Below are 20,752 nucleotides of genomic sequence, written 5' to 3' on the forward strand. Positions count from 1 at the left end.
ATAACCAAAAATAGATAGGGACCGCCGTACGGCCCCGGTTGCGTTTAGTCGGCAGCTTGCTGCCATTCGGCCTTTTCCATGCCATCGATCAGCGCATCTATCAGCGCCTTGGCGGCTTCCACGCCGTGCATCGCCAGCCAGACGAAGTTGGCTCGGCCGGCGTCTTGTCCGGTCGCTTCCTGGGCGGAGTAGTAGGCGCAGCGCAGGAACATTGAGGCGTGAACCAGGGTGCTGTGGGGGTCGATGCCGGCGTTGACGGAAAACAGCGGAGGGTGGTCGGCGGGGCATTCGCCGAAGTGGCGGGTGCAGGTGGGGGATAGGGGTGGGTCGGGGACTATTTTTTTCATCGGTTTGCTATTCCTGTTGGGCCGCCACCTCTCTGTTTCCACACAAAAGGGTGGCAGCTGTACGCGGGGTGGAAAACCGAGCGAATAGCGAACCCGGCAGGCCCGAAAGCCTCCCGCGCACAGCGGCCATAAAGCGGTCGCTACTCAAAAATGCTCGGGTTTCCACACCCGGTCGCTGAATTTTCAGCGACCGGGCAAGCCTAGAAGGTGTGGGTTTCCCGGGCAAGGAAGCTAGGACCGACAGACCGCGTAGGGTACGTCCTAGGATTTTTTGGTTCCACAAACTTTGTGTTTGCAGGTGTCTGGAATGGGCCTGTCTGGAGGCCGCGTCGGGGCCACCAGGCGCTAGCCGAAAGATCTTTATCGCTCTCAAGATCGAGCGCCGCCCGCGCGGCGCATCGCGAGCAAGCTCGCTCCTACAGAGGTTGCAACGTACCTATGTCTGTGAGGCCATGGCTGGCCGCCTTGTTTGTACGACGCGGTATCGAGTCGACCTCAACAGCCTCCCCGCGATCCATCGCCAAACACCAAGGGCTGCCAGCCCAAGTCTCACAGGCCATGGCACGTTACAACTGTTGTAGGAGCGAGCTTGCTCGCGATGCGCCGCGCGGGCGGCGCTCGATCTTGTGACCGCTGAAAATCTGTCGACTAACACCTGGCCGCCATTCCCCGACATCCCAAACAAAAAAAGGCCAGCCCCTGCCACAGGACCGGCCTTCAAGTTTGCCTGAGTTGCGTGTTGCTCAGCGGGCGGTGATCACCGAAAGCTTGGTAATCCCCGCACGTTCAATGGAAGCCATGGCGCGGGCCACTTCTCCGTAATTCACACCGTCATCAGCCTGCAGTTGCACCCTCACATCCGGGTCCTTGGCCTTGGCCGTCTGCAAGTTGATCTCCAGCAGATCCGGCTGGATTTCGTCCTTGTTGATGAACACCTTGCCTGCGCCGTCGATGCTCACCACCAGCGGGTCTTTCTGTTCCACCGGGGCCACGGCCTCGGTCTTGGGCAGGTTGATCGGAATCGCGTTGGTCAGCAGCGGCGCGGTCACGATGAACACCACCAGCAGTACCAGCATCACGTCCACCAACGGGGTGACGTTGATCTCACTCAGTACTTCATCACTGTCCTGGGTCGAAAAAGCCATCTCACACCGCCTCTTTCACGGGCTGACCGGCCTGGGTGTTGGCCTTGTGCAGCGTTGGGTGGGCGATGACGCGGAAGGCACTCTTCTGCGCGAGGCTGTAGAAGTCGTGGGCGAAGTCATCCAGGTCAGCAGCCGTCAGTTTCAGGCGACGCAGGAAGTAGTTGTAAACCAGCACCGCCGGGACCGCGACGGCGATACCCACGCCAGTGGCAACCAGTGCCGCACCGATCGGGCCGGCCACGGTTTCGAGGCTCGCCGAGCCTGCGGCGCTGATGCCTTTCAGGGCTTCCATGATGCCCCAGACGGTACCGAACAGGCCGATGAACGGCGAGGTGCTGCCGATACTGGCGACCACGGCCAGGCCGGTTTCCAGTGAGCGGCGCTCACGCACGATTTGCTGGCGCAGGGCGCGTTCCAGGCGGTCCTGGTGGTTGATCGACTGGCTCAGGTCAGCGGCATGGCCGGGCTCACCAACAGCGATGGCGGCATAACCGGCCTGGGCAACGCGGGCAGCAGAGCCTGGCTGGGTCTGCGCCAGGTCGGCGGCCGAATCGAGACTGGATGCGGCCCAGAATTGTTTGTGGAAGCGTTTGTCCTGATTCTTCAGGCGGACAAACTGCACGGTCTTAACCAGGGCCAGGCCCCAGGTGACGACGGAGAAGCCGACCAACAGCCAGATCACCGCGCTTTCGATGGATTCAAGTGGGGAGGCCAATACGCTCATGATGTGTTCTCTCTCGGGTTACGCGAATTTGGGTTAGCGAATCTTGAAATCGATGGGCACGCTCACCCAGCCTTCCTGGGCGACATCGCCCTGCTTGGCCGGGACGAAGCTCCAACGCTTTACCGCTGCCAGCGCGGCGTCATCGAGCTGCTCACGTCCGCTGCTTTTCTGAATCTGGATCTCGCCCGGCTTGCCGTTGGCGAGCACCTTGACCCGCAACAGCACCGTGCCTTCCCAGCCGCGACGCTGGGCCAGCGACGGGTATTCCGGCGCCGGGTTTTTCAGGTACGCCGCGTTGGCCGAAGCCGGGGTCACCGGGGCGGGCGCGGGCGGTGCCGGCGGTTGTGGCGCGGCGACCGGCGGGGCCGGAGTCGGTGGCGGTGTCTGCACCGGCGGCTGCGGGACCGGCTTGGGCACGGGCTTGGGCACAGGTTTCGGCTTGGGCACTGGCTTTGGCGGCGGCGGCTTCACGGCCAGTTCGTCTTCCACGGGTGGTGGCGGCTCGACCGGCGGCGGTGGCACGACCACGGGCGGCGGCGGCTCCACCACCGGCGGCGCCGGCTGGGAGAATTCGATGGTCATCGGTGGAATTTCTGGCGGCACGACCGGCAGAACCGGGGTCGGCGCCTGGCTGATCCAGTACGCGGCCGCGCCATGCAACACCAGGGCAAACACCCCAAGCAGGACTTTCTCACGACGGTTCAGGGCGCTGCGCGGCGTACGCTGCAAGCGCTGCTGCGCCAGCGGAACACGGTGCGGACGGCCGAGATCGACCAGTTCGCCCGGCGCCGGGCGCCACAGCACATCGAGGGCGCTGGCGGCGGTCTGGACATTACCCATTGATAGACTCCTGGGGGTTCAATGCATTTCCATCGAAGGCGGTCGGTTATGGAGGAAAAGCGCCTTCGCTTGCGGTGGATGATCGGGGCGAGACGCTTATCTCTGAAAGTAATCTTTAAAGTTATGGATAGAACTTGTTCGAATATACGGTTCTGCCGAATCGCTACAGCCCGCGGATTTAAAGGGCTGTAGCGATGCGGGCATTTCGCCATGCTTTTGCGGCATAAAAAATATTCCTCAAAGGCATGGGGAAACCGCCTCAGAAGTCGTAGCGACCGGTCACGCCCAAGGTTCGTGGCGTGCCGAGCAGGCCTTCATAGCCGCCGTTGGCCGCGCTCCACAGCGTGGTGTAGTAGGTCTTGTCGAAGGCGTTTTTCAGCCACAGCGAGACATCCCACTGGCCTTGGCCGAGATCGCCGCGCAGGCCGGTCGAGAGGTTGACCACGGCGTAGCTGGGGATGCGCGCGTAGTCCGAGTCCTCGACCACACCCACCGCTTTGGAGCGGAACGCATAGCTGGCGGTGACGTAGGGTTGCAGGCCGTTGGCGAGGTCCCACTGGTACTGGCCGTTGGCGTTGGCGATCCATTTCGAGGCGCCGACCACCTGGTGCCCGGTGAGGTCGCAGGACGCCGGGGCGCCCGGTTGTAGCGACACTTCCGGCGGGCACGGGGCGTCTTTGTAGGAGAGGTAGCGGACGTCGTTGTAGGAGCCGTTGACGTTCAGTGTCAGCCCGCGCACCGGCACCAAGGTGCTTTCGAATTCCACCCCGCGTGAGCGCACCGAGCCGGCGTTGGTCAGGTACTGCACACGGTTGGCTTCGTCGTAGGCGTTGGTCTGGTAAGCGTTGACCTGGGTCCAGAACAGGTTGGCGTTGAGTTGCAGGCGCTTGTCCCACAGCGTGCTCTTGAAGCCCAGTTCGGCGTTGTTGGCGCGCTCGGTGCCGACCAGCAGCGAGTCGGCGCCGGCGACGGGCGCGGTGGCGACCGTCAGGTTGACCCCGCCGGACTTCTCGCCATGGGACAAGGTGGCGTAGCCGAGCAGGTCATCGGTAAAGCGATAGCTGAGGTTGAGCAGCCCCGACGGGCTGGAGCTGTACTGGTTCAGGTCGCCCGACTCGTAGGCGCCGACCCGGCCCTGGCGCGCGGTGGCCGCCGCCCCCGCGACTGCCGCGCCGCCCTGCGGGGCGTTGCGGTTGACCCAGGCGCTCTTCTCTTCATAGGTGCCGCGCACGCCCGCGGTGAAATCGAGGCGGTCGCTGAGGTGCCAGGTACCTTGGGCGAACAGCGCGAAGCTGTCGGTCTCGATATGGCCTTTGCCGATGGTGGTGACGTTGGCCAGGGCGCCGGTCGGCGTGCCGTTCCAGATGTCGGCGCGCGGGCCGTAGTAGTTGAAGGAGCGGTTATCCAGGTCAGAGCCGAAGTAGTAGGCGCCGAGCACATAATCGAAGAAGCCGCCCGTGGGCGAGGCCAGGCGAAATTCCTGCGACCACTGTTTGTCGCGCACCGAGACGCCGGCGTTGTAGGCCGCCGGCACGTTGAGGCCGTCGTCGTTGCGCGGGGTGAAGTCCCACCAGCGGTAGCTGCTGACCGAGGTCAGGGTGAAGTCGTTGTCGAGGGTCCAGTTGGCTTCCAGCGAGGTGCCGCCCTGGAACACGGTGACGTGCTGGTCGTTGTCGAGGTTGACCTTGCGCTTGCTGCCGTCGACCAGCGTTGCACCTGCCGCCGCCGCGCGGGTTTCGTAGCGGTTGACGCCGTTGATGGTCGGCCCGGTGCTGAACAGCACGCGAGTACCGGCGCTGGAGTCTTCCTCGTTGTAGTCGCCGATCCAGCGCAGATTGAAGCGCTCGTTGGGCTTGTACAGCAGTTGCCCGCGAAAGCCCTGGCGCGAGCCGCCGTTGAGGGTGTGGCCGTCGTATTCGTTCTTGATGTCGCCGTCGTTGCGGGTGCGGTAGGCCGAGAAGCGCCCGGCCAGGGTGTCGCTGAGCGGGCCGGAAATCGTGCCCTTGGTCTGGAAGTAGCCGTCCTCGCCCACCGAGGTTTCGATGCTGCGTTCCGGGGTGAAACTCGGCGCGCGGGTGCTGATGTTGATGACGCCGGCAGTGGTGTTCTTGCCGAACAAGGTGCCTTGGGGACCGCGCAGGACTTCAAGCTGCTCGATGTCCATCAGGTCGAACACCGCCATGCCCGGACGCCCGAGGTAGACGTTGTCCAGGTAGAGCCCGACGCTGCCTTCCAGGCCATCGCTGGCCGGGTTGTTGCCCAGGCCGCGGATCGACACGCTGGACTGGCGTGCATGCATGTAGGCGACGTTGACGCTGGGCACCAGCTGCTGAAGGTCCTGGATGCGGTAAATGCGCTGGCTTTCCAGAGCCTGACCGTCGAGCACGCTCATGGGGGTCGGCACGTCTTGAGCACTTTCCTCGCGGCGGCGGGCGGTGACGGTGACCGTCTTCAACTGGCTGTCGGACTTGGCGGCAGGGGTGGATTCGGCGCGGCTCGCATCAGCAGCCTGGGCCGGCAGCCAGTGCGCGCTCCCCGCCAGCAGCAGGGCCAGGGGCAGGCGCTTGAGCCGCCGTGAAGACAAAGGTGCAACGGAAGACGACAGGCTCATGAGCGGCTCCTGTTCAGGAAATCGTTATTCCCTGAAGTTATTTATTTATGTTTTTACATATGTTTACCGAATAAGTGATTGCCTTTATAAGGAGTGCAACCGAGGCAGAGCAAATGCATTTGCCCGATACTTTTTATGTGAAAAATGCATATAGATCTTCGCCAACTCCGCCATCTGATTGCCCTCGCCGAGCACCGCAGCTTCGTCGCCGCGGCGAGCGCGGTGAACCTTTCGCAATCGGCGTTCAGCCGCAGCATCCAGGCGCTGGAGCACAGTGCCGGGTGTCAGTTGGTGGATCGCTCGAACAAGGAATTGCCGCCGACCAAGCAAGGGCTGGTGGTGCTGGAACATGCGCGGCGGCTGGTCAGCGGCGCGTGCCAGTTGAGCAACGAGATTCGCCAGTTCAACGGTCTGGAAGCGGGTGAACTGCGTTTCGGTTGTGGCCCGGCGCCCGCTGCAGGACTGGTGCCACGGGCCATCGCCGGCTTTATCGAGCGGTATCCGAAGGCGCGGGTACAGTTCCAGGTGGACGACTGGCAGAGCCTGAACCGCCGTCTGCTGGCCGAGGATTTCGAGTTCTTCGTCGCCGATACCCGTAGCTTCGAGGCCGATCCCACCTACCAGACCCTGCGCCTGAAACCGCGCCGCTGGTATTTCTGCTGCCGCGCCGGGCATCCGCTGGCCGCGCGCGCCAGCGTCAGCGCCGAGGAACTGTTGCAGTACCCGCTGGCGGTGACGCTGCGCCCGCCGAACCTGCGCAAGGTCATCGCCGACCTCAGCGGCCACCCGGACGTGGAGGCCAATGTCGAATGCGAAAACAGCCACAGCCTGCTCACCGTGGTCCTGCACTCCAACGCCATCGGCATCTGCGGCACCTACAACGACAGCCTGCGCAGCGCGGCCGGCGCGCTGGTGCGGCTGAAGATCGATGGTCTGAACGACGATTGTGAAGAGCTTTACACCCGCTACGGCATCGTCAGCCGCGCGCGGCAACGTCTGGCGCCGCTGGCCGAGGCGATGATCGAGCAGATTGTGCGCACCGACCAGAACGACGAAGACCTCGACGCCGGCGCCCTGGAACGCCTGGCCGTGTAAGGCGTTGCGTCGCACGCATCGCCGGTATTCGGCAAATGCGCTTGTCGCCGGGCGCCGTGGCGGCGAAAACAGTCGCCTGCCCTTTCATCCGGTGACTGCCATGCCCCAGCCCTCCCCCGTGCGCAACGTGCTGTACATCATGTGCGACCAACTGCGTCGCGATTACCTGTCCTGCTACGGCCATCCGCACCTGCACACGCCGAACATCGATCGCCTGGCGGCGGCGGGCGTGCGCTTCAGCCGCGCCTACACCCAGGGCACGATTTGCGGGCCATCGCGGATGTCGGCGTACACCGGACGCTATGTCAGCAGCCATCAGGTCGCGTGGAATGCCGTACCGTTGCCGCTGGAAGAACTGACCCTCGGCGACTACCTGCGCCCGGCCGGCATCCGCACCGCGCTGGTGGGCAAGACCCACGCCACACCCAACCTCGACGCCCAGCAGCACCTGCACCTCGACCCGGCCAGCGCTGCCGTCGAGCAACTCAACGAGGTGGGTTTCGAGCCTTATGTGCGGCACGACGGCATCTTCCCCGACGATCCGCTGTTCAGCGACAAACGCGAGACCGCGCCCTACACCCGCTACCTGCGCGAGCACGGCTTCGACGGCGACAACCCCTGGCACACCTGGGCCAACGCCGCCGAGGACGAGCACGGTGAAGTGCTCAGCGGCTGGCACATGCGCAACGCCCACCTGCCGACCCGGCTGCCGGAGCAGTACTCCGAAACCGTCTACACCACCGACCGCGCCATCGACTTCATCCGCGAACAGGGCGAGCACCAGTGGTGCCTGCACCTGTCGTACATCAAGCCGCACTGGCCCTACATCGCCCCGGCGCCGTACCACGCGCTGTATGGCGCCGCGCAGGTGCAGCCGGCGGTGCGCGCCGAGGGCGCGCAGCTCAGCGATCATCCGGTGTACGCCGCGTTTCGCCAGCATCAGGAAAGCGTGAACTTCTCCCGCGACGACGTGCGGCTGAAGGTGATCCCGACCTACATGGGCTTGATCAAGCAGATCGACGACCAGCTCGGCCGGCTCTTCGATGAACTGCAGAGCAGCGGGCGCTGGGACGACACGCTGATTGTGTTCACCAGCGACCACGGAGATTTTCTGGGCGACCACTGGTTGGGAGAAAAGGAGTTTTTGCTGGAGCCTGCGGTGGGTGTGCCGCTGATCGTGCGCGACCCGCGCGCGCAGGCGGATATCACCCGTGGCACGGTGGATGAGCGGTTGGTGGAAACCATCGATGCCGTCCCGACCTTCCTCGACGCCCTCGGCCTGCCGTCTGCCGATCACCGACTGGAGGGCCGTTCGCTGGTGCCGCTGCTCAATGGCACCGCACAGCGCTGGCGGCGCTACGCGATTGCCGAGTACGACTACGCCTTCCAGTCACCGGCGCGGGAGCGGCTGGGCCAGCCGATCGACCGCTGCCGCATGACCATGGTGCGCAGCGAGCGCTGGAAATACCTGGCGTATGACGGTTTCAGGGCGCAGTTGTTCGACCTGGAGAAAGACCCTGGGGAGCTGAATGATCTTGGGGCTGATCCGGCGTATGCGGCGGTGCGCGAGGAACATCAGGGGTATCTGTGGGAGTGGCTGCGCGGGTTGAAGCGCCGGACCACCATCAGCCATGCCGAAATCGAACGGCGGGGGCAGTGGTTCAGGTATGGCGAACCGCGGGAGGACAGTGTGGTGAAGATTGGGGTTTGGTGACTGGCTTTAGGGCCTCATCGCTGGCAAGCCAGCTCCCACAGGGGCGGCGTACACCGGACCTGTGGGAGCTGGCTTGCCGGCGATGAGGCCCGTCCAGAAACATCCAGTCCCAATGCAGAACGGCCTTTCAGCGGTCCGATGGCTACCTTGAGTTTTCACCATTCAAGGAGCCCGACATGGATCGTCCATCCTCCCACCGTCTGCGCCGCGGCAGGTTCTCGGAACCCGGCCGGCTCTATCTGCTGACCAGCAAGACCGAACAGCGCGTCCCGCTGTTTTCGGACCTGTTTCTTGCTCGCCTGGTCGTACATCAGTTCCGCGAGGCGCAGCACGAAGCTTCCGTGACTTCCCTGGCCTGGGTCGTCATGCCTGACCATTTCCATTGGCTGATCGAACTCGGTGACGTGACCTTGAAAACCCTGATGCGCCGGGTCAAATCCCGCAGTACTTGCGCGGTGAACAAGGCCAGTGGACGTCATGGACGGTTGTGGCAGCAAGGGTTCCATGACCGGGCGCTGCGCCGCGACGAGGATGTTGTGGTGGTTGCCCGGTACATCGTTGCCAATCCGCTGCGGGCAGGGCTGGTGAAGCGGCTTGGTGAGTATTCGCATTGGGATGCGGTTTGGCTTTAGGGCCTCATCGCTGGCAAGCCAGCTCCCACAGGGGGCAGCACAGTTCACTCCTACTGTGGGAGCTGGCTTGTCGGGGCGCCGAACCGCAGCGATACGGCACTTGAGTCAGTCAGATATTCTCGACCTTCTGCCAAACCTTCGGCTTGAAGAACAACGTCTCGCCCCGCGCCAGCCCGGTCAGGCTGTCGTGGTCCTTGACCACTTCGGCTTCGATCAGCTCGCTCTGCCCTTCCACTTTCAACGTCACCCGGGTGGTGGCGCCCAGTGGGCGGATGTCGCGGACTTCGGCAACGTGGTGGCCTTCCACTTCATGCCGCGACAGCGACACTTCATGCGGACGGAACAGGACGTGGTGGTTCTCGCTCAGGTGCAGGCGGTTGGAATCACCCAGGAAGTGATAAACGAAATCGCTGGCCGGGTTCTCGTAAACCTCGCCCGGCGAGCCGATCTGTTCGATCACGCCCTTGTTCATCACCACGATGCGGTCCGCCACTTCCATGGCTTCTTCCTGGTCGTGGGTCACGAACACGGAGGTCAGGTTGATGTCTTCGTGCAGCCGCGCCAGCCAGCGGCGCAGTTCTTTACGAACCTTGGCGTCCAGCGCACCGAACGGTTCGTCCAGCAGCAGCACCTTGGGCTCGACCGCAAGGGCACGGGCCAGGGCGATACGCTGGCGCTGACCACCAGAAAGCTGCTCCGGGTAACGGTCGGCCAGCCAGTCGAGCTGGACCATGTTCAGCAGCTCGTGAACCTTCTCGGCAATGCGGCTTTCGCTCGGGCGCTCGCCCTTGGGCTTCATGCGCAGGCCGAAGGCGACGTTGTCGAACACGCTCATGTGGCGGAACAGGGCGTAGTGCTGGAACACGAACCCGACATTGCGATCACGCACGTCGTGACCGGAAACGTCCTCGCCGTGGAACACGATATTGCCGTCGTCCGGGGTTTCCAGGCCGGCGATGATGCGCAGCAAGGTGGTCTTGCCACAGCCGGAAGGGCCGAGCAGGGCCACCAGCTCGCCGCTGTGGATATCCAGATTGATGTTGTTCAGGGCCTGGAAGGCATTGAAGCGCTTGCTGACATTACGAACTTCGATCGACATGAATTATTCCTCCGCTGCGCTTTGGCGCAGACGGTTAATGCGGTTCTCGCTCCACTGCTTGAGCAGCAGGATGAAGAGCGCCAGGATCAGCAACAGGCTGGCCACGCTGAAGGCCGCGACATGGTTGTATTCGTTGTAGAGGATCTCGACGTGCAGCGGCAAGGTGTTGGTCACGCCGCGGATGTGGCCGGACACCACCGACACCGCGCCGAACTCACCCATCGCCCGCGCGGTACACAGCACCACGCCGTAGATCAGGCCCCATTTGATGTTCGGCACGGTCACATGCCAGAACATCTGCCAGCCGTTGGCGCCGAGCAGGCGCGCGGCCTCTTCTTCCTGGGTGCCCTGCTCCTGCATCAGCGGGATCAGTTCACGGGCAACGAAGGGCACGGTGACGAAGATGGTCGCCAGGACGATGCCCGGCAGCGCGAAGACGATCTGTACGTCGCGATCCTGCAGCCATGGGCCAAGGAAGCCCTGGGCGCCGAACATCAGCACGTAGACCAGACCGGCGATCACCGGCGAGACCGAGAACGGCAGGTCGATCAGGGTGACCAGCACGCTCTTGCCGCGGAAGTTGTACTTGCTCACGCACCAGGCCGCGCTGACGCCGAACACCAGGTTCAGCGGCACCGAGATGGCTACGGCGATAAGGGTCAGTTTCAGCGCGGACAGGGCGTCGGCTTCGAAGATCGCCTCGAAGAACGTGCCCAGGCCCATTTTCAGGCCCTGGGACACCACGATGACCAGCGGCAACAGCAGGAACAGGCCGAAGATCACCCAGCCCAGGCCGATCAGGATACGCCGCGCCGAAGCGCTGCCACGGCGGGCGGCATTGGCCGAAGCGGCTACGCCAACAGAAGATGCAGACATGCTCAGGCCTCCTTCAAGGGGTTTCGATGCGCCGCTGCAGCAAGTTGATCAGCAGCAGCAGGATGAAGGAAACCACCAGCATCAGCACGCCGATGGCAGTGGCGCCGGTGTAGTCGTACTGGTCGAGCTTGACCATGATCAGCAGCGGCAGGATCTCGGTCTTCATCGGCATGTTGCCGGCAATGAAGATCACCGAACCGTACTCGCCGACGCCACGGGCAAAGGCCAGCGCGAACCCGGTCAGCCACGCCGGCAGCAAGGCCGGAGCCAGCACATAGCGGAACACCTGCAGCGGCTTGGCGCCAAGGCAGGCGGCGGCTTCTTCGACTTCACGCGGGATGTCGGCCAGCACCGGCTGTACTGTCCGCACCACGAACGGCAGGGTGACGAAAGTCAGTGCCAGGGTGATGCCGAGCGGGGTGTAGGCAATCTTGAAACCAAGGTCGGTGGCAAACTGGCCAACCCAGCCGGACGGCGCGTACAGCGCGGTGAGGGCGATACCGGCCACGGCGGTGGGCAAGGCGAACGGCAGGTCGATCATCGCGTCGATGATCTTGCGGCCGGGGAAGGTGTAGCGCACCAGCACCCAGGCCAGCAACGTACCGATCAGGCCGTTGATGATGGCGGCGAAGAAGGCGGTGCCGAAGCTCAGCTTCAGTGCCGCGAGCACCCGCGGTGCACTGACGATGGCCCAGAACTGCTCCCAGGTGAGCTGGGAGGCATGCACGAACATGGCCCCCAGCGGTATGAGCACAATCAAGCTGAGGTACACCAAGGTGTAACCCAGCGTCAGCCCGAAGCCGGGTATGACGGGGGATATACGACGAGACATAAAGGTCCTTGGTTGAACGCATTGAGCCCGGGACTATGCCCGGGCCCATGCTGGCTACGAAACGGCTCCTGCTCTATCGGGCAACACTCACTGCGCCGTGTAGATCTGGTCGAAAACGCCACCGTCATTGAAGAACTTGGGTTGGGCAGTTTTCCAGCCGCCGAAGTCTTTGTCGATAGTCACCAGGTCCAGTTTCGGGAACTGCTTGGCGTATTCAGCGGCCACCTTGGCGTCACGCGGACGGTAGAAGTTGTCGGCGGCGATCTTCTGGCCAGCCGGGCTGTACAGGTGCTTGAGGTATTCCTCGGCGATCTGCTCGTTGCCTTTCTTCTCGGCGTTCTTGTCGACCACGGCCACTGGCGGCTCGGCGAGGATCGACAGGGACGGCACAACGATTTCGAACTTGTCGGCACCGCCGTCTTCTTTCAGCGCCAGGAACGCTTCGTTTTCCCAGGCCAGCAACACGTCACCCTGACCGTTGTTGACGAAGGTGATGGTCGAGCCACGGGCGCCGGTATCCAGCACTGGTACGTGCTTGAACAGCTCTTTCACGTATTCCTGCGCCTTGGCTTCGCTGCCGCCGGCTTTCAGGCCGTAGGCCCAGGCGGCGAGGAAGTTCCAGCGGGCGCCGCCGGAGGTTTTCGGGTTCGGGGTGATGACGGAAACGTCTTTCTTGATCAGGTCGCCCCAGTCCTTGATGGCTTTAGGGTTGCCCTTGCGCACCAGGAACACGATGGTCGAGGTGTACGGGGTGCTGGCGTCCGGCAGGCGGGTCTGCCAGTTCTCCGGCAGGGTCTTGCCGAGCTTGGCGACTTCGTCGATGTCGCCGGCCAGGGCCAGGGTCACCACGTCGGCGCGCAGGCCGTCGATCACGGCACGGGCCTGTTTGCCCGAACCACCGTGGGACTGCTGGATCTTCACTTTGTCGTCCGGGTGAGCCTGCTGCCAGTGCTTGATGAACTCGGCGTTGTACTGCTGATACAGCTCGCGGGTCGGGTCATAGGACACGTTCAACAGCTCGTAGTCCTTGGCGATGGCGGAACCGGCAAAAACGGCGCTGGCGAGTGCAGCCAGGGCATAACGGCGGATAGACATGGTGAAGCTCCCGATTGGCATTTTTTTCTAATGTGTTGGTGCGGCTGGCAGCGCTTCAGCTTGGTTTGTTGCTGGAGTTCTGCAGGCGGAATTTTTCCTTGCGTTCGATCTGTACAACTTGGGCGTTGTGCACAGTGATTTCCACCGCGCCGAATCGCAGGTCACGCAATGCGCTCTGGATTTCACGCAGGATGGTGGCTTCGTCCTGACCGTCAACGCTACGCAGAGATGCGCTCATGCTCGTGCTCCTGTGAATAAGGGGGCCCGGGAGCAGCGTTTAGGAAGGTGACTGCGCCTGGTGTAGGAGCAATCTTAGAGAGGGCTGAATATTCTTAAAAATACTATTTAAGAATGTTTATATAACTGAAAAATCAGTTGTGAGCTTGAAGCGGCAAGCGGCAAGAAAAAGCGGCGGCAACGGCGGGGATCTGCTGTTACTTGCAGCGCGTAACTTGCCGCTTGAAGCTCAAAAACGAAGGTCTTGTGGCGGCACCGGCCGCCCGTACCAGTAGCCCTGGCCCATGTCGCACTGGTGCTCCAGCAGGAAGCGCGCCTGCTCGGACTGCTCGATACCCTCGGCATGGATCTGCATCCCCATGCTGCGCGCCAGGGCGATGATGACCCGGACAATCGCCACGTCATCGTCATCATTGGGCAACCCGGCGACGAAGCCCTGGTCGATCTTCAGTTTCTGCACCGGCAAGCGCTTGAGCCGCAGCAGCGACGAGTAGCCGGTGCCGAAGTCGTCGATGGCCAGGCGCAAGCCCAGTTCACGCAGGCGATGCAGTTGTTCGAGGGCGACTTCCGGGTCTTCCATCACCGCGCTTTCGGTCACTTCGACCTCCAGCCGCGACGGCTCCAGCCCGGTTTCGTCCAGCACCCGGGCGACCTGCTGGTACATGTCGCGGTTGGCGAACAGCCGGCTGGAAACGTTCACCGCGACGAACTCCAGCGCCCGCCCTTGCGCCAGCCACTCCACCATCTGCGAACAGGCCTGGCGCATGACCCAGGTGTCGATATCGGCGATCAGCCCGGTGCGCTCGGCAATCGGGATGAACTCCCCCGGCGGCACCAGCCCGCGTTCGGGATGCTGCCAGCGCACCAGCGATTCCAGGCCGATCATCCGGCCACTGAACAGGTCATGCACCGGCTGGTAGTAGACCCGCAGCTCGCCCTGCTCCAGCGCGCGACGCAGTTCGATGGCGGTTTCGACCCGCTGCTGGGCATGGGCGGTAAGTTCTTCGGTGTACAAGGCATAGCCGGAACGGCCGTTGCTCTTGGCCTTGAACAACGCGGCATCGGCGTTGCGCAGCAATTGCTCGGCGCTTTGCGCATCGCTGGGGAACAGGCTGATGCCGATACTCGCGCTGCTGAACAGGCGGTGATTTTCCAGTTCGTAGGGTTCTTTGAGCACGTCGACGATCAGTTGCGCAAGGTCCGCAGCCTGGCCGACCTGAGGGCAGTTTTCGCTGAGGATGGCGAATTCATCACCGCCGAGGCGCGCGAGGGTGACACCGGGATCGATCACCAGTTTGAGACGGTCGGCCACGGCCTTGAGCAACTGGTCGCCGATGTTGTGGCCAAGGCTGTCGTTGATGCTCTGGAAGTGGTCCAGGTCGAGCAGCAGCAAGGCGCAGCCACGCTTGTTGGCCTGCGCCGTGGCCAGCGCCTGCTGGGCGCGGTCGTTGAAAAGCAAACGGTTGGGCAGGTCGGTCAGGGGGTCGTGGTGGACCAGATAGGCCAACTCACGTTCGGTGTGCTTGATCACGCTGATGTCGCTGAACACCGCAACATAGTGGGTCAACATCCCGCCATCGTCGCGGATCGCGCAAATGGTCTGCCACTGCGGGTACACCTCGCCGCTTTTGCGCCGGTTCCAGACTTCACCGCTCCACTCGCCCTTGTCGTGCAGGGTCTGGTACATCTGCTGGTAGAACTTCTGGTCGTGCCGGCCGGACTTGAACTTGTTCGGTCGCTGACCGATAACTTCGTCCTTCTGATAACCGGTGATGCGCATGAAGGCGCGGTTCACATGGACGATGATGCCGTCGGCGTTACTGACCAGCACGCCTTCGAGGGTGCTGTCGAACACCGCCGCGGCCATGCGCAGGCGTTCGCGGTCTTCGCGGCGCAGGCGCGCACCAAGGCCGATGAAATTGAGCAAACGCACACGGGAAACGAAGATCAACAAGGCGCTGCACGCGGCCCACGTGTAGGCATTGATAAGCTGCCAGCGCGCCATCTGGGCCGGATCATCGAAAACACTGCTTAATATTTGATCAGAAACCACCAGCCAGAGAATTGACAGCACCAGGTAAAACGCGGCCATTCTCAGGGCGTCTCGTGCAGAAACAGACATAGGGTCACAGATGCCCACATCAAAAGATGGGGCATTATAGGGCAGAATTCCTCGTTGACCTCCTATCAAAAAGGCCGACTGGTTTTATTTAACATGCCAGTGATAATACTCATCGCTGTTTTTCCGCTCTAAGAGGGCATATCCACCTATGTGGTACTACGGTTTACTCGACCTGTCGGCCTGGCAACTGCTGGCGGTCACCCTGCTGATGACTCACGTGACCATCGTTGCGGTGACGGTCTACCTGCACCGCTATTCGGCGCACCGTTCCCTGGAACTGAATGCCGGCCTCAAGCATTTCTTCCGTTTCTGGCTATGGCTGACCACGGCGCAGAACACCCGTGAGTGGACCGCCATCCACCGCAAGCACCACGCCAAATGCGAAACCGTGGATGATCCACACAGCCCGGTGATCAAGGGCCTGTCCACGGTGCTGCGCAAGGGCGCCGAGCTGTACCGCGCCGAAGCACAGAACCCGGAAACCCTGCGCATCTACGGCAAGAACTGCCCCGAAGACTGGATCGAGCGCAACCTCTACTCGCGCTACAAGCTCGGCGGCATCGCGCTGATGGCGGTGATCGACCTGCTGCTGTTCGGCACCATCGGCATCACCATCTGGGCGATCCAGATGATGTGGATTCCGTTCTGGGCTGCCGGCGTGGTCAACGGCCTTGGCCACGCGGTGGGCTACCGCAACTTCGAATGCCGCGACGCCGCGACCAACCTGGTGCCGTGGGGCATCGTGATTGGCGGCGAAGAGCTGCACAACAACCATCACACCTACCCCAACTCGGCCAAGCTGTCGGTCAAGCGCTGGGAGTTCGACATGGGCTGGGCCTGGATCAAGCTGTTCACCTGGCTGCGTCTGGCCAAGGTGCAACGCGTCGCGCCGATCGCCCACCGGGTCGAAGGCAAGGGCCAGTTGGACATGGACACCGCCATGGCGATCCTCAACAACCGCTTCCAGATCATGGCCCAGTACCGCAAGTTGGTGATCGGCCCGCTGGTCAAGCAGGAACTGGCGCGGGTCGATGACTCGGTGCGCCATCAGTTCCGCCGCGCCAAGCGTCTGCTCTCGCGTGAGACCAGCCTGCTGGAAGATCGTCATCACCAGCGCATCCAGACCATGCTCGAGCACAGCCAGGCACTCAAGACCATCTACGAAAAGCGCCTGGCGCTGCAGCAGATCTGGGCCCGCACCAGCGCCAACGGGCACGACATGCTCGCGGCGATCAAGGACTGGGTCCACGAAGCCGAGGCCAGCGGTATCCACTCGCTGCGTGAGTTCGCCGCGCAATTGAAGACCTACTCGCTGCGCCCTGCCCTGGCTTGATGGCCATTGATCGGAGCGCCCCACCGCCGGGCGCTCCGACTGGAACTTCCCCCCTGCATTCCGCTCTTAACTGCATGTCGCCCGCCTGGCGGGTCGGGTCGTGGCCGCACGTCCCCGCCTTACAAGAAGTACTGCGAACATGCTCAAGAACACCCCACCGTTCAATCCGCCTCCCGAGGCAGCTCAGGTTTTGCTGGCACTCATGCACGCTCAGGGCGAAGTTGCCCGCCTGAGCGAGCGCGAACAACTGATCAGCTCCCTGCTCGACAGCGTCAACGCCGTGCTCTGGGCGTTCGATTGGGAGTCGCGGCAGATGCTTTACGTCAGCCCGGCCTACGAGCGCATCTTCGGCCGCCCGGCGAACCTGCTGCTGGCTGACTACAACCAGTGGCGCGACAGCATTTACCCCGACGACCTGGACTACGCCGAGCGCAGCCTTGCCGAAGTGCTGGTCAAAGGCGCGGTGGAAGATCGCGAGTACCGCATCATCGCCGCCGACGGCCAGGTGCGCTGGCTCAGCGACAAATGCTTCATCAACCAGCAGGCCGACGGCCAGCGGCTGATCGTGGTGGGCATGGCCGAAGACATCACCGAGAAGAAACTGCTTGAAGGCGAGCTGCAACGCCTGGCTACCACCGACGTGCTGACCCAGAGCAGCAACCGCCGGCACTTCTTCGACTGCGCCAGCCAGGCCTTCGACAAAGCCCGTCAGGAGGGCGCACCGCTGTCGTTCCTGCTGCTGGACATCGATGACTTCAAGCAGGTCAACGACACCTACGGCCATCCCGAGGGCGATCTGGTATTGCAGCGCATCGCCGACAGCGGCAAGGCGGCGCTACGCCGGGGCGACCTGTTCGGGCGGATTGGTGGCGAGGAATTTGCCGCAGTGTTTCCGGGTTGCACGCCAGAGATGGCGATGCAGGTGGCACAGCGGCTGCAGCGGGAGATTCAGCGGCTGAGCTTCAGCCATGAAGGGCACACCTATGGCGTGACCGTCAGCCAGGGCCTGACTGGCATGGTCGAGGACGATGAGGTGCTCGATAACCTGTTTGCCCGGGCGGATGCGGCGATGTATGAGGCCAAGCGCAAGGGCAAGAATCAGATTGTTTTGGGGTGATTTCAATGGCCTCATCGCTGCATCGCTATCTACACATCTCGCAGGCAATCGCAATCCGTCAGCCCCTTGCGATCCTGTGGGAGCGGATTCACCGGACGCCGGCCCTTCGCGGCGGTCCGGCGTCCGGTGAATCCGCTCCCACAGTTTGCGATGACCTGACGCTCTGGGAGCTGGCTTGTCGGGGCGCCGAACCCCAGCTATGAGGCCCTAAAAACCTCACACCTTGCGCAACCGCTCCAACTCCGCCCGCCCCACTTTCAGCAACCGCGCCGTCTTCCCCGCCGCCAGCTCGTCCAGCCCCTCTTCCGGCGCCAGCCGCGCCAGTTGCCCGGCCAGGTTCATCACCAGGTCTTCGCGGGAATACACCCCGCCGCCCAACTGGTACACCGCAGCGATCAACTCACGCAGTTCCAGCGGCAAACGCCAGCGCGTACGCAGCGCCGAGCCGTAGCCCGCGCCGGATTGGCTCAGCGACAGTTCGATTTCATTTTCGTCCAGCTCGCCACCCGCCAGACGCCACTCCTGCAAGCAACGCAGCAGCGCCAGGTCGCCCAGGCAATGCAGTAACCCGGCGCAATAGCAGCGCTCCTGGTCGAGTTCGAGCATTTGTGCCAGGGTCCGGCCGTACTCCGCCGTGCGCAGCGACAGGTTCCAGTACTGCTCGGCATAACGCGCCAGCACCGGGTCGCTGAGACGGGCGCTGCGCTTGAGCGCGAGGCCGAGGATGAGGTTCATGCTCTGGGTGCTGCCCAGCTTGTTCAGCGCCTGCAGCAGGGTCTGCACGGCGCCCTCGCGGTGCAGCGCGGCGCTGTTGGCAGCGGCGATCAGCACGGCGGTGATTTGCGGATCGGAACGCACTTCTTCTTCCAGCACGCGCAGGTCCAGCCCCTGCGGGTTCAGCGCACGCTTGATCGCCTGCTGCACGTCGGCGAACAACGGCCCGCCATCGGCGGTAGCGCGGTGCTCTTCGATAAAGCGCGCCAGCGTCAGCCCCGCGCGCAGCGGCGGCACTTCGCAGGAGACCGCCTCGCCAAGCTTGAGCAATTGCTCTTCCAGGCGCTGGCGCAGCGAGTCGAGGTTCAGCGGTTTGCTCAGGTAAGCCGTGGGTGCCAGCGGCAGGACTTCGCGCACGCTGGCCACGTCGGCACGGCTACTGATGAGGATGAACGGCAGTGCCGGTGTCCGCGGCCGCGATCGGACCTTGCGCAGCAGGTCGAGGCCGTCGAGGCCCGGCAGTTCACGCGCAGCGATGATCAGGTCCGGTTGCCCGGTCAGTCCTTCCAGCGCTTCATTGCCATTGGCGCAGACCTTCACCTTGGCGTCACAGCGCACGCTCAGCAGCATTTGCGTGAGCATGTCGCGCACCCACGGATCACCTTCGGCAATCAAGACCTTCGGTGCAGCAGCGGGTGGATCTACAGCAGTCATCAGGTTCTCCTTACAGCTATCGCACGCAGTCCGGCGCACCTTCCAAGGTGTCTCCTATGGAAACCTTAGCGCTCAACCTGTTCCCCGGGACGAAAAAAAACCCGCCGAAGCGGGTTTTTTTCTAGCGGATCACAGTTTACGCGAGTTCAGCGAAGCACTCTTCGATGATCGCCAGACCTTTGTCCAGCAGTGCGTCTTCAGCGGTCAGCGGAACCAGGATACGCAGGACGTTACCGTAGGTGCCGCAGGACAGCAGAATCAGACCCTTGTCACGCGCCTTGGCCACAACCTGGGAAACGGCAGCGGCGTTCGGGGTGTGAGTGCCTTTCTCGAAGACTTCAACAGCGATCATCGAGCCCAGGGCACGGACGTCACCGATGATCGGCTGCTTGGCCTGGATCTGCTTCAGACCGGCAACCAGACGCTCGCCAACAGCCTGGCTGCGCTCCAGCAGTTTCTCTTCTTCGAACACTTCCAGAACGGCCAGGGCCGCGGCGCACGCAACCGGCGAACCGGCGTAGGTGCCGCCCAGGCCGCCCGGGGCAATGGCGTCCATGTATTCGGCCTTGCCGCACACACCGGCCAGCGGGAAGCCGCCAGCGATGGATTTGGCGAAGGTGGTCAGGTCAGGCGCAACGCCCATCTGTTCCATGGCGAAGAAGGTGCCGGTACGGCCAGCGCCGGTTTGTACTTCGTCGGCGATCAGCAGGATGCCGTGCTGGTCGCACAGGGCACGCAGACGCTTCATCAGCTCTTTCGGAGCAGGCAGGAAACCACCTTCGCCCTGAACTGGCTCGATGATGATCGCGGCGATGTCACGTGGCTCGGCGTCGTTCTTGAAGATGCGCTCGATGGAAGCGATCGACTCGTCGATGCTCACGCCGTGCAGCTCGTTCGGGAACTGGGCGCGGAAGATGCCGCCTGGCATCAGGCCCATGCCTGCGGAGTAAGGCACGACTTTACCGGTCAGGCCCAGGGTCATCATGGTGCGACCGTGGTAGCCGCCGGTGAAGGCGATGATGCCAGCGCGGCCAGTGGCGGCACGGGCGATCTTCACGGCGTTTTCAACGGCTTCGGAGCCGGTGGTGACCAGCAGGGTCTTCTTGTCGAAGTCGCCTGGAACGCGGGCGTTGATTTTCTCGCACAGCTCGACGTACGGCTCGTAGGCCAGTACCTGGAAGCAGGTGTGAGTCAGCTTTTTCAGCTGAGCTTCAACGGCAGCGATGACTTTCGGGTGCAGGTGACCGGTGTTCAGTACCGCGATGCCGCCGGCGAAGTCGATGAACTCGCGGCCTTCAACGTCGGTAACGGTGGCGTTCTTCGCGCTTTCGGCGAAGATCGGGTGGATCTGGCCAACACCGCGTGGAACAGCGGCGACACGACGTTGCATCAGGGATTCGTTGGTCTTGCTCATAAAGTCCTCAATTCGCCAGCGTGGTGGCGAGATTCAAGATGGCGCCGGTATTCAACTGCAGTCAGCATTCGTTGATCGACTGGTGCAGGGG

General features: G+C 63.0%; 18 protein-coding genes. 5 read left to right on the top strand and 13 right to left on the bottom strand.

All coding sequences use genetic code 11. The annotated features are described in order from the left end of the window. Positions 1–44: 44 nt before the first annotated feature. The 5 genes from DM374_RS21300 to DM374_RS21320 form a co-directional block, all read right to left on the bottom strand. Positions 45–347, bottom strand: coding sequence for a DUF3077 domain-containing protein (locus DM374_RS21300; RefSeq protein ID WP_110971680.1), 303 nt, complete (start codon positions 345–347; stop codon positions 45–47). Between the two features lie 743 nt (positions 348–1,090). Beyond that, positions 1,091–1,492 carry an ExbD/TolR family protein gene (locus DM374_RS21305; protein WP_095159424.1) on the bottom strand — a complete coding sequence of 134 codons (402 nt, stop codon included), beginning with the start codon at positions 1,490–1,492 and terminating at the stop codon, positions 1,091–1,093. A gap of 1 nt (position 1,493) precedes the next feature. After that, positions 1,494–2,216 (bottom strand): MotA/TolQ/ExbB proton channel family protein, encoded by a 723-nt coding sequence (locus tag DM374_RS21310; protein WP_095159425.1) that lies wholly within the window; start codon positions 2,214–2,216, stop codon positions 1,494–1,496. A gap of 33 nt (positions 2,217–2,249) precedes the next feature. After that, a complete protein-coding gene (locus tag DM374_RS21315) occupies positions 2,250–3,056 on the bottom strand; it encodes an energy transducer TonB (protein ID WP_110971681.1) in 807 nt (268 codons plus the stop codon). A 259-nt stretch (positions 3,057–3,315) separates the two neighbouring features. Then, positions 3,316–5,667: a TonB-dependent receptor gene (locus DM374_RS21320; RefSeq protein WP_110971682.1), complete on the bottom strand. Its 2,352-nt coding sequence runs from the start codon at positions 5,665–5,667 to the stop codon at positions 3,316–3,318. 144 nt (positions 5,668–5,811) lie between these two features. On the opposite strand from DM374_RS21320, the gene DM374_RS21325 reads away from it, so the two are divergent. The 3 genes from DM374_RS21325 (at position 5,812) to DM374_RS21335 (ending at position 9,108) form a co-directional block, all read left to right on the top strand. Beyond that, positions 5,812–6,762: a LysR family transcriptional regulator gene (locus DM374_RS21325; protein WP_110971683.1), complete on the top strand. Its 951-nt coding sequence runs from the start codon at positions 5,812–5,814 to the stop codon at positions 6,760–6,762. A gap of 100 nt (positions 6,763–6,862) precedes the next feature. Further along, positions 6,863–8,476, top strand: a complete 1,614-nt coding sequence (locus tag DM374_RS21330) for an alkaline phosphatase family protein (protein ID WP_110971684.1) — start codon at positions 6,863–6,865, stop codon at positions 8,474–8,476. A 176-nt stretch (positions 8,477–8,652) separates the two neighbouring features. Further along, positions 8,653–9,108, top strand: coding sequence for an REP-associated tyrosine transposase (locus DM374_RS21335; RefSeq protein ID WP_110971685.1), 456 nt, complete (start codon positions 8,653–8,655; stop codon positions 9,106–9,108). Positions 9,109–9,217: 109 nt separating this feature from the next. Here the strand turns inward: DM374_RS21335 and DM374_RS21340 are convergent, their stop codons facing one another. From DM374_RS21340 to dibA, 6 genes are all read right to left on the bottom strand, one after another. After that, the gene (locus DM374_RS21340) at positions 9,218–10,207 is read right to left on the bottom strand and encodes a sulfate/molybdate ABC transporter ATP-binding protein (RefSeq protein ID WP_110971686.1); all 990 of its coding nucleotides are present in this window, start codon (positions 10,205–10,207) and stop codon (positions 9,218–9,220) included. Positions 10,208–10,210: 3 nt separating this feature from the next. After that, complete coding sequence (gene cysW / locus DM374_RS21345; protein ID WP_110971687.1) at positions 10,211–11,083, bottom strand: sulfate ABC transporter permease subunit CysW; 873 nt, start codon at positions 11,081–11,083, stop codon at positions 10,211–10,213. 13 nt (positions 11,084–11,096) lie between these two features. Beyond that, a complete protein-coding gene (gene cysT / locus DM374_RS21350) occupies positions 11,097–11,915 on the bottom strand; it encodes a sulfate ABC transporter permease subunit CysT (RefSeq protein WP_110971688.1) in 819 nt (272 codons plus the stop codon). Between the two features lie 87 nt (positions 11,916–12,002). Next, entirely contained in the window at positions 12,003–13,010 is a 1,008-nt protein-coding gene (locus DM374_RS21355; RefSeq protein ID WP_110971689.1) for a sulfate ABC transporter substrate-binding protein, read from the bottom strand. A 55-nt stretch (positions 13,011–13,065) separates the two neighbouring features. Continuing rightward, on the bottom strand, positions 13,066–13,248 hold the full coding sequence (gene oscA, locus DM374_RS21360; RefSeq protein ID WP_095159442.1) for a sulfur starvation response protein OscA: 183 nt from the start codon (positions 13,246–13,248) through the stop codon (positions 13,066–13,068). A gap of 228 nt (positions 13,249–13,476) precedes the next feature. Next, a complete protein-coding gene (dibA, locus tag DM374_RS21365; RefSeq protein WP_110971690.1) occupies positions 13,477–15,369 on the bottom strand; it encodes a phosphodiesterase DibA in 1,893 nt (630 codons plus the stop codon). A 148-nt stretch (positions 15,370–15,517) separates the two neighbouring features. On the opposite strand from dibA, the gene desA reads away from it, so the two are divergent. After that, positions 15,518–16,702, top strand: coding sequence for a delta-9 fatty acid desaturase DesA (gene desA / locus DM374_RS21370; protein ID WP_095159440.1), 1,185 nt, complete (start codon positions 15,518–15,520; stop codon positions 16,700–16,702). 139 nt (positions 16,703–16,841) lie between these two features. Beyond that, positions 16,842–17,819: a GGDEF domain-containing protein gene (locus DM374_RS21375; protein WP_110971691.1), complete on the top strand. Its 978-nt coding sequence runs from the start codon at positions 16,842–16,844 to the stop codon at positions 17,817–17,819. 216 nt (positions 17,820–18,035) lie between these two features. On the opposite strand, the gene DM374_RS21380 is transcribed toward DM374_RS21375, so the two are convergent. Beyond that, positions 18,036–19,247 carry a response regulator gene (locus tag DM374_RS21380; RefSeq protein WP_110971692.1) on the bottom strand — a complete coding sequence of 404 codons (1,212 nt, stop codon included), beginning with the start codon at positions 19,245–19,247 and terminating at the stop codon, positions 18,036–18,038. A 136-nt stretch (positions 19,248–19,383) separates the two neighbouring features. After that, entirely contained in the window at positions 19,384–20,661 is a 1,278-nt protein-coding gene (gene gabT / locus DM374_RS21385) for a 4-aminobutyrate--2-oxoglutarate transaminase (RefSeq protein ID WP_110971693.1), read from the bottom strand. Between the last annotated feature and the right edge of the window lie 91 nt (positions 20,662–20,752).

Source organism: Pseudomonas huaxiensis (assembly GCF_003231275.1).
Classification (GTDB): domain Bacteria; phylum Pseudomonadota; class Gammaproteobacteria; order Pseudomonadales; family Pseudomonadaceae; genus Aquipseudomonas; species Aquipseudomonas huaxiensis.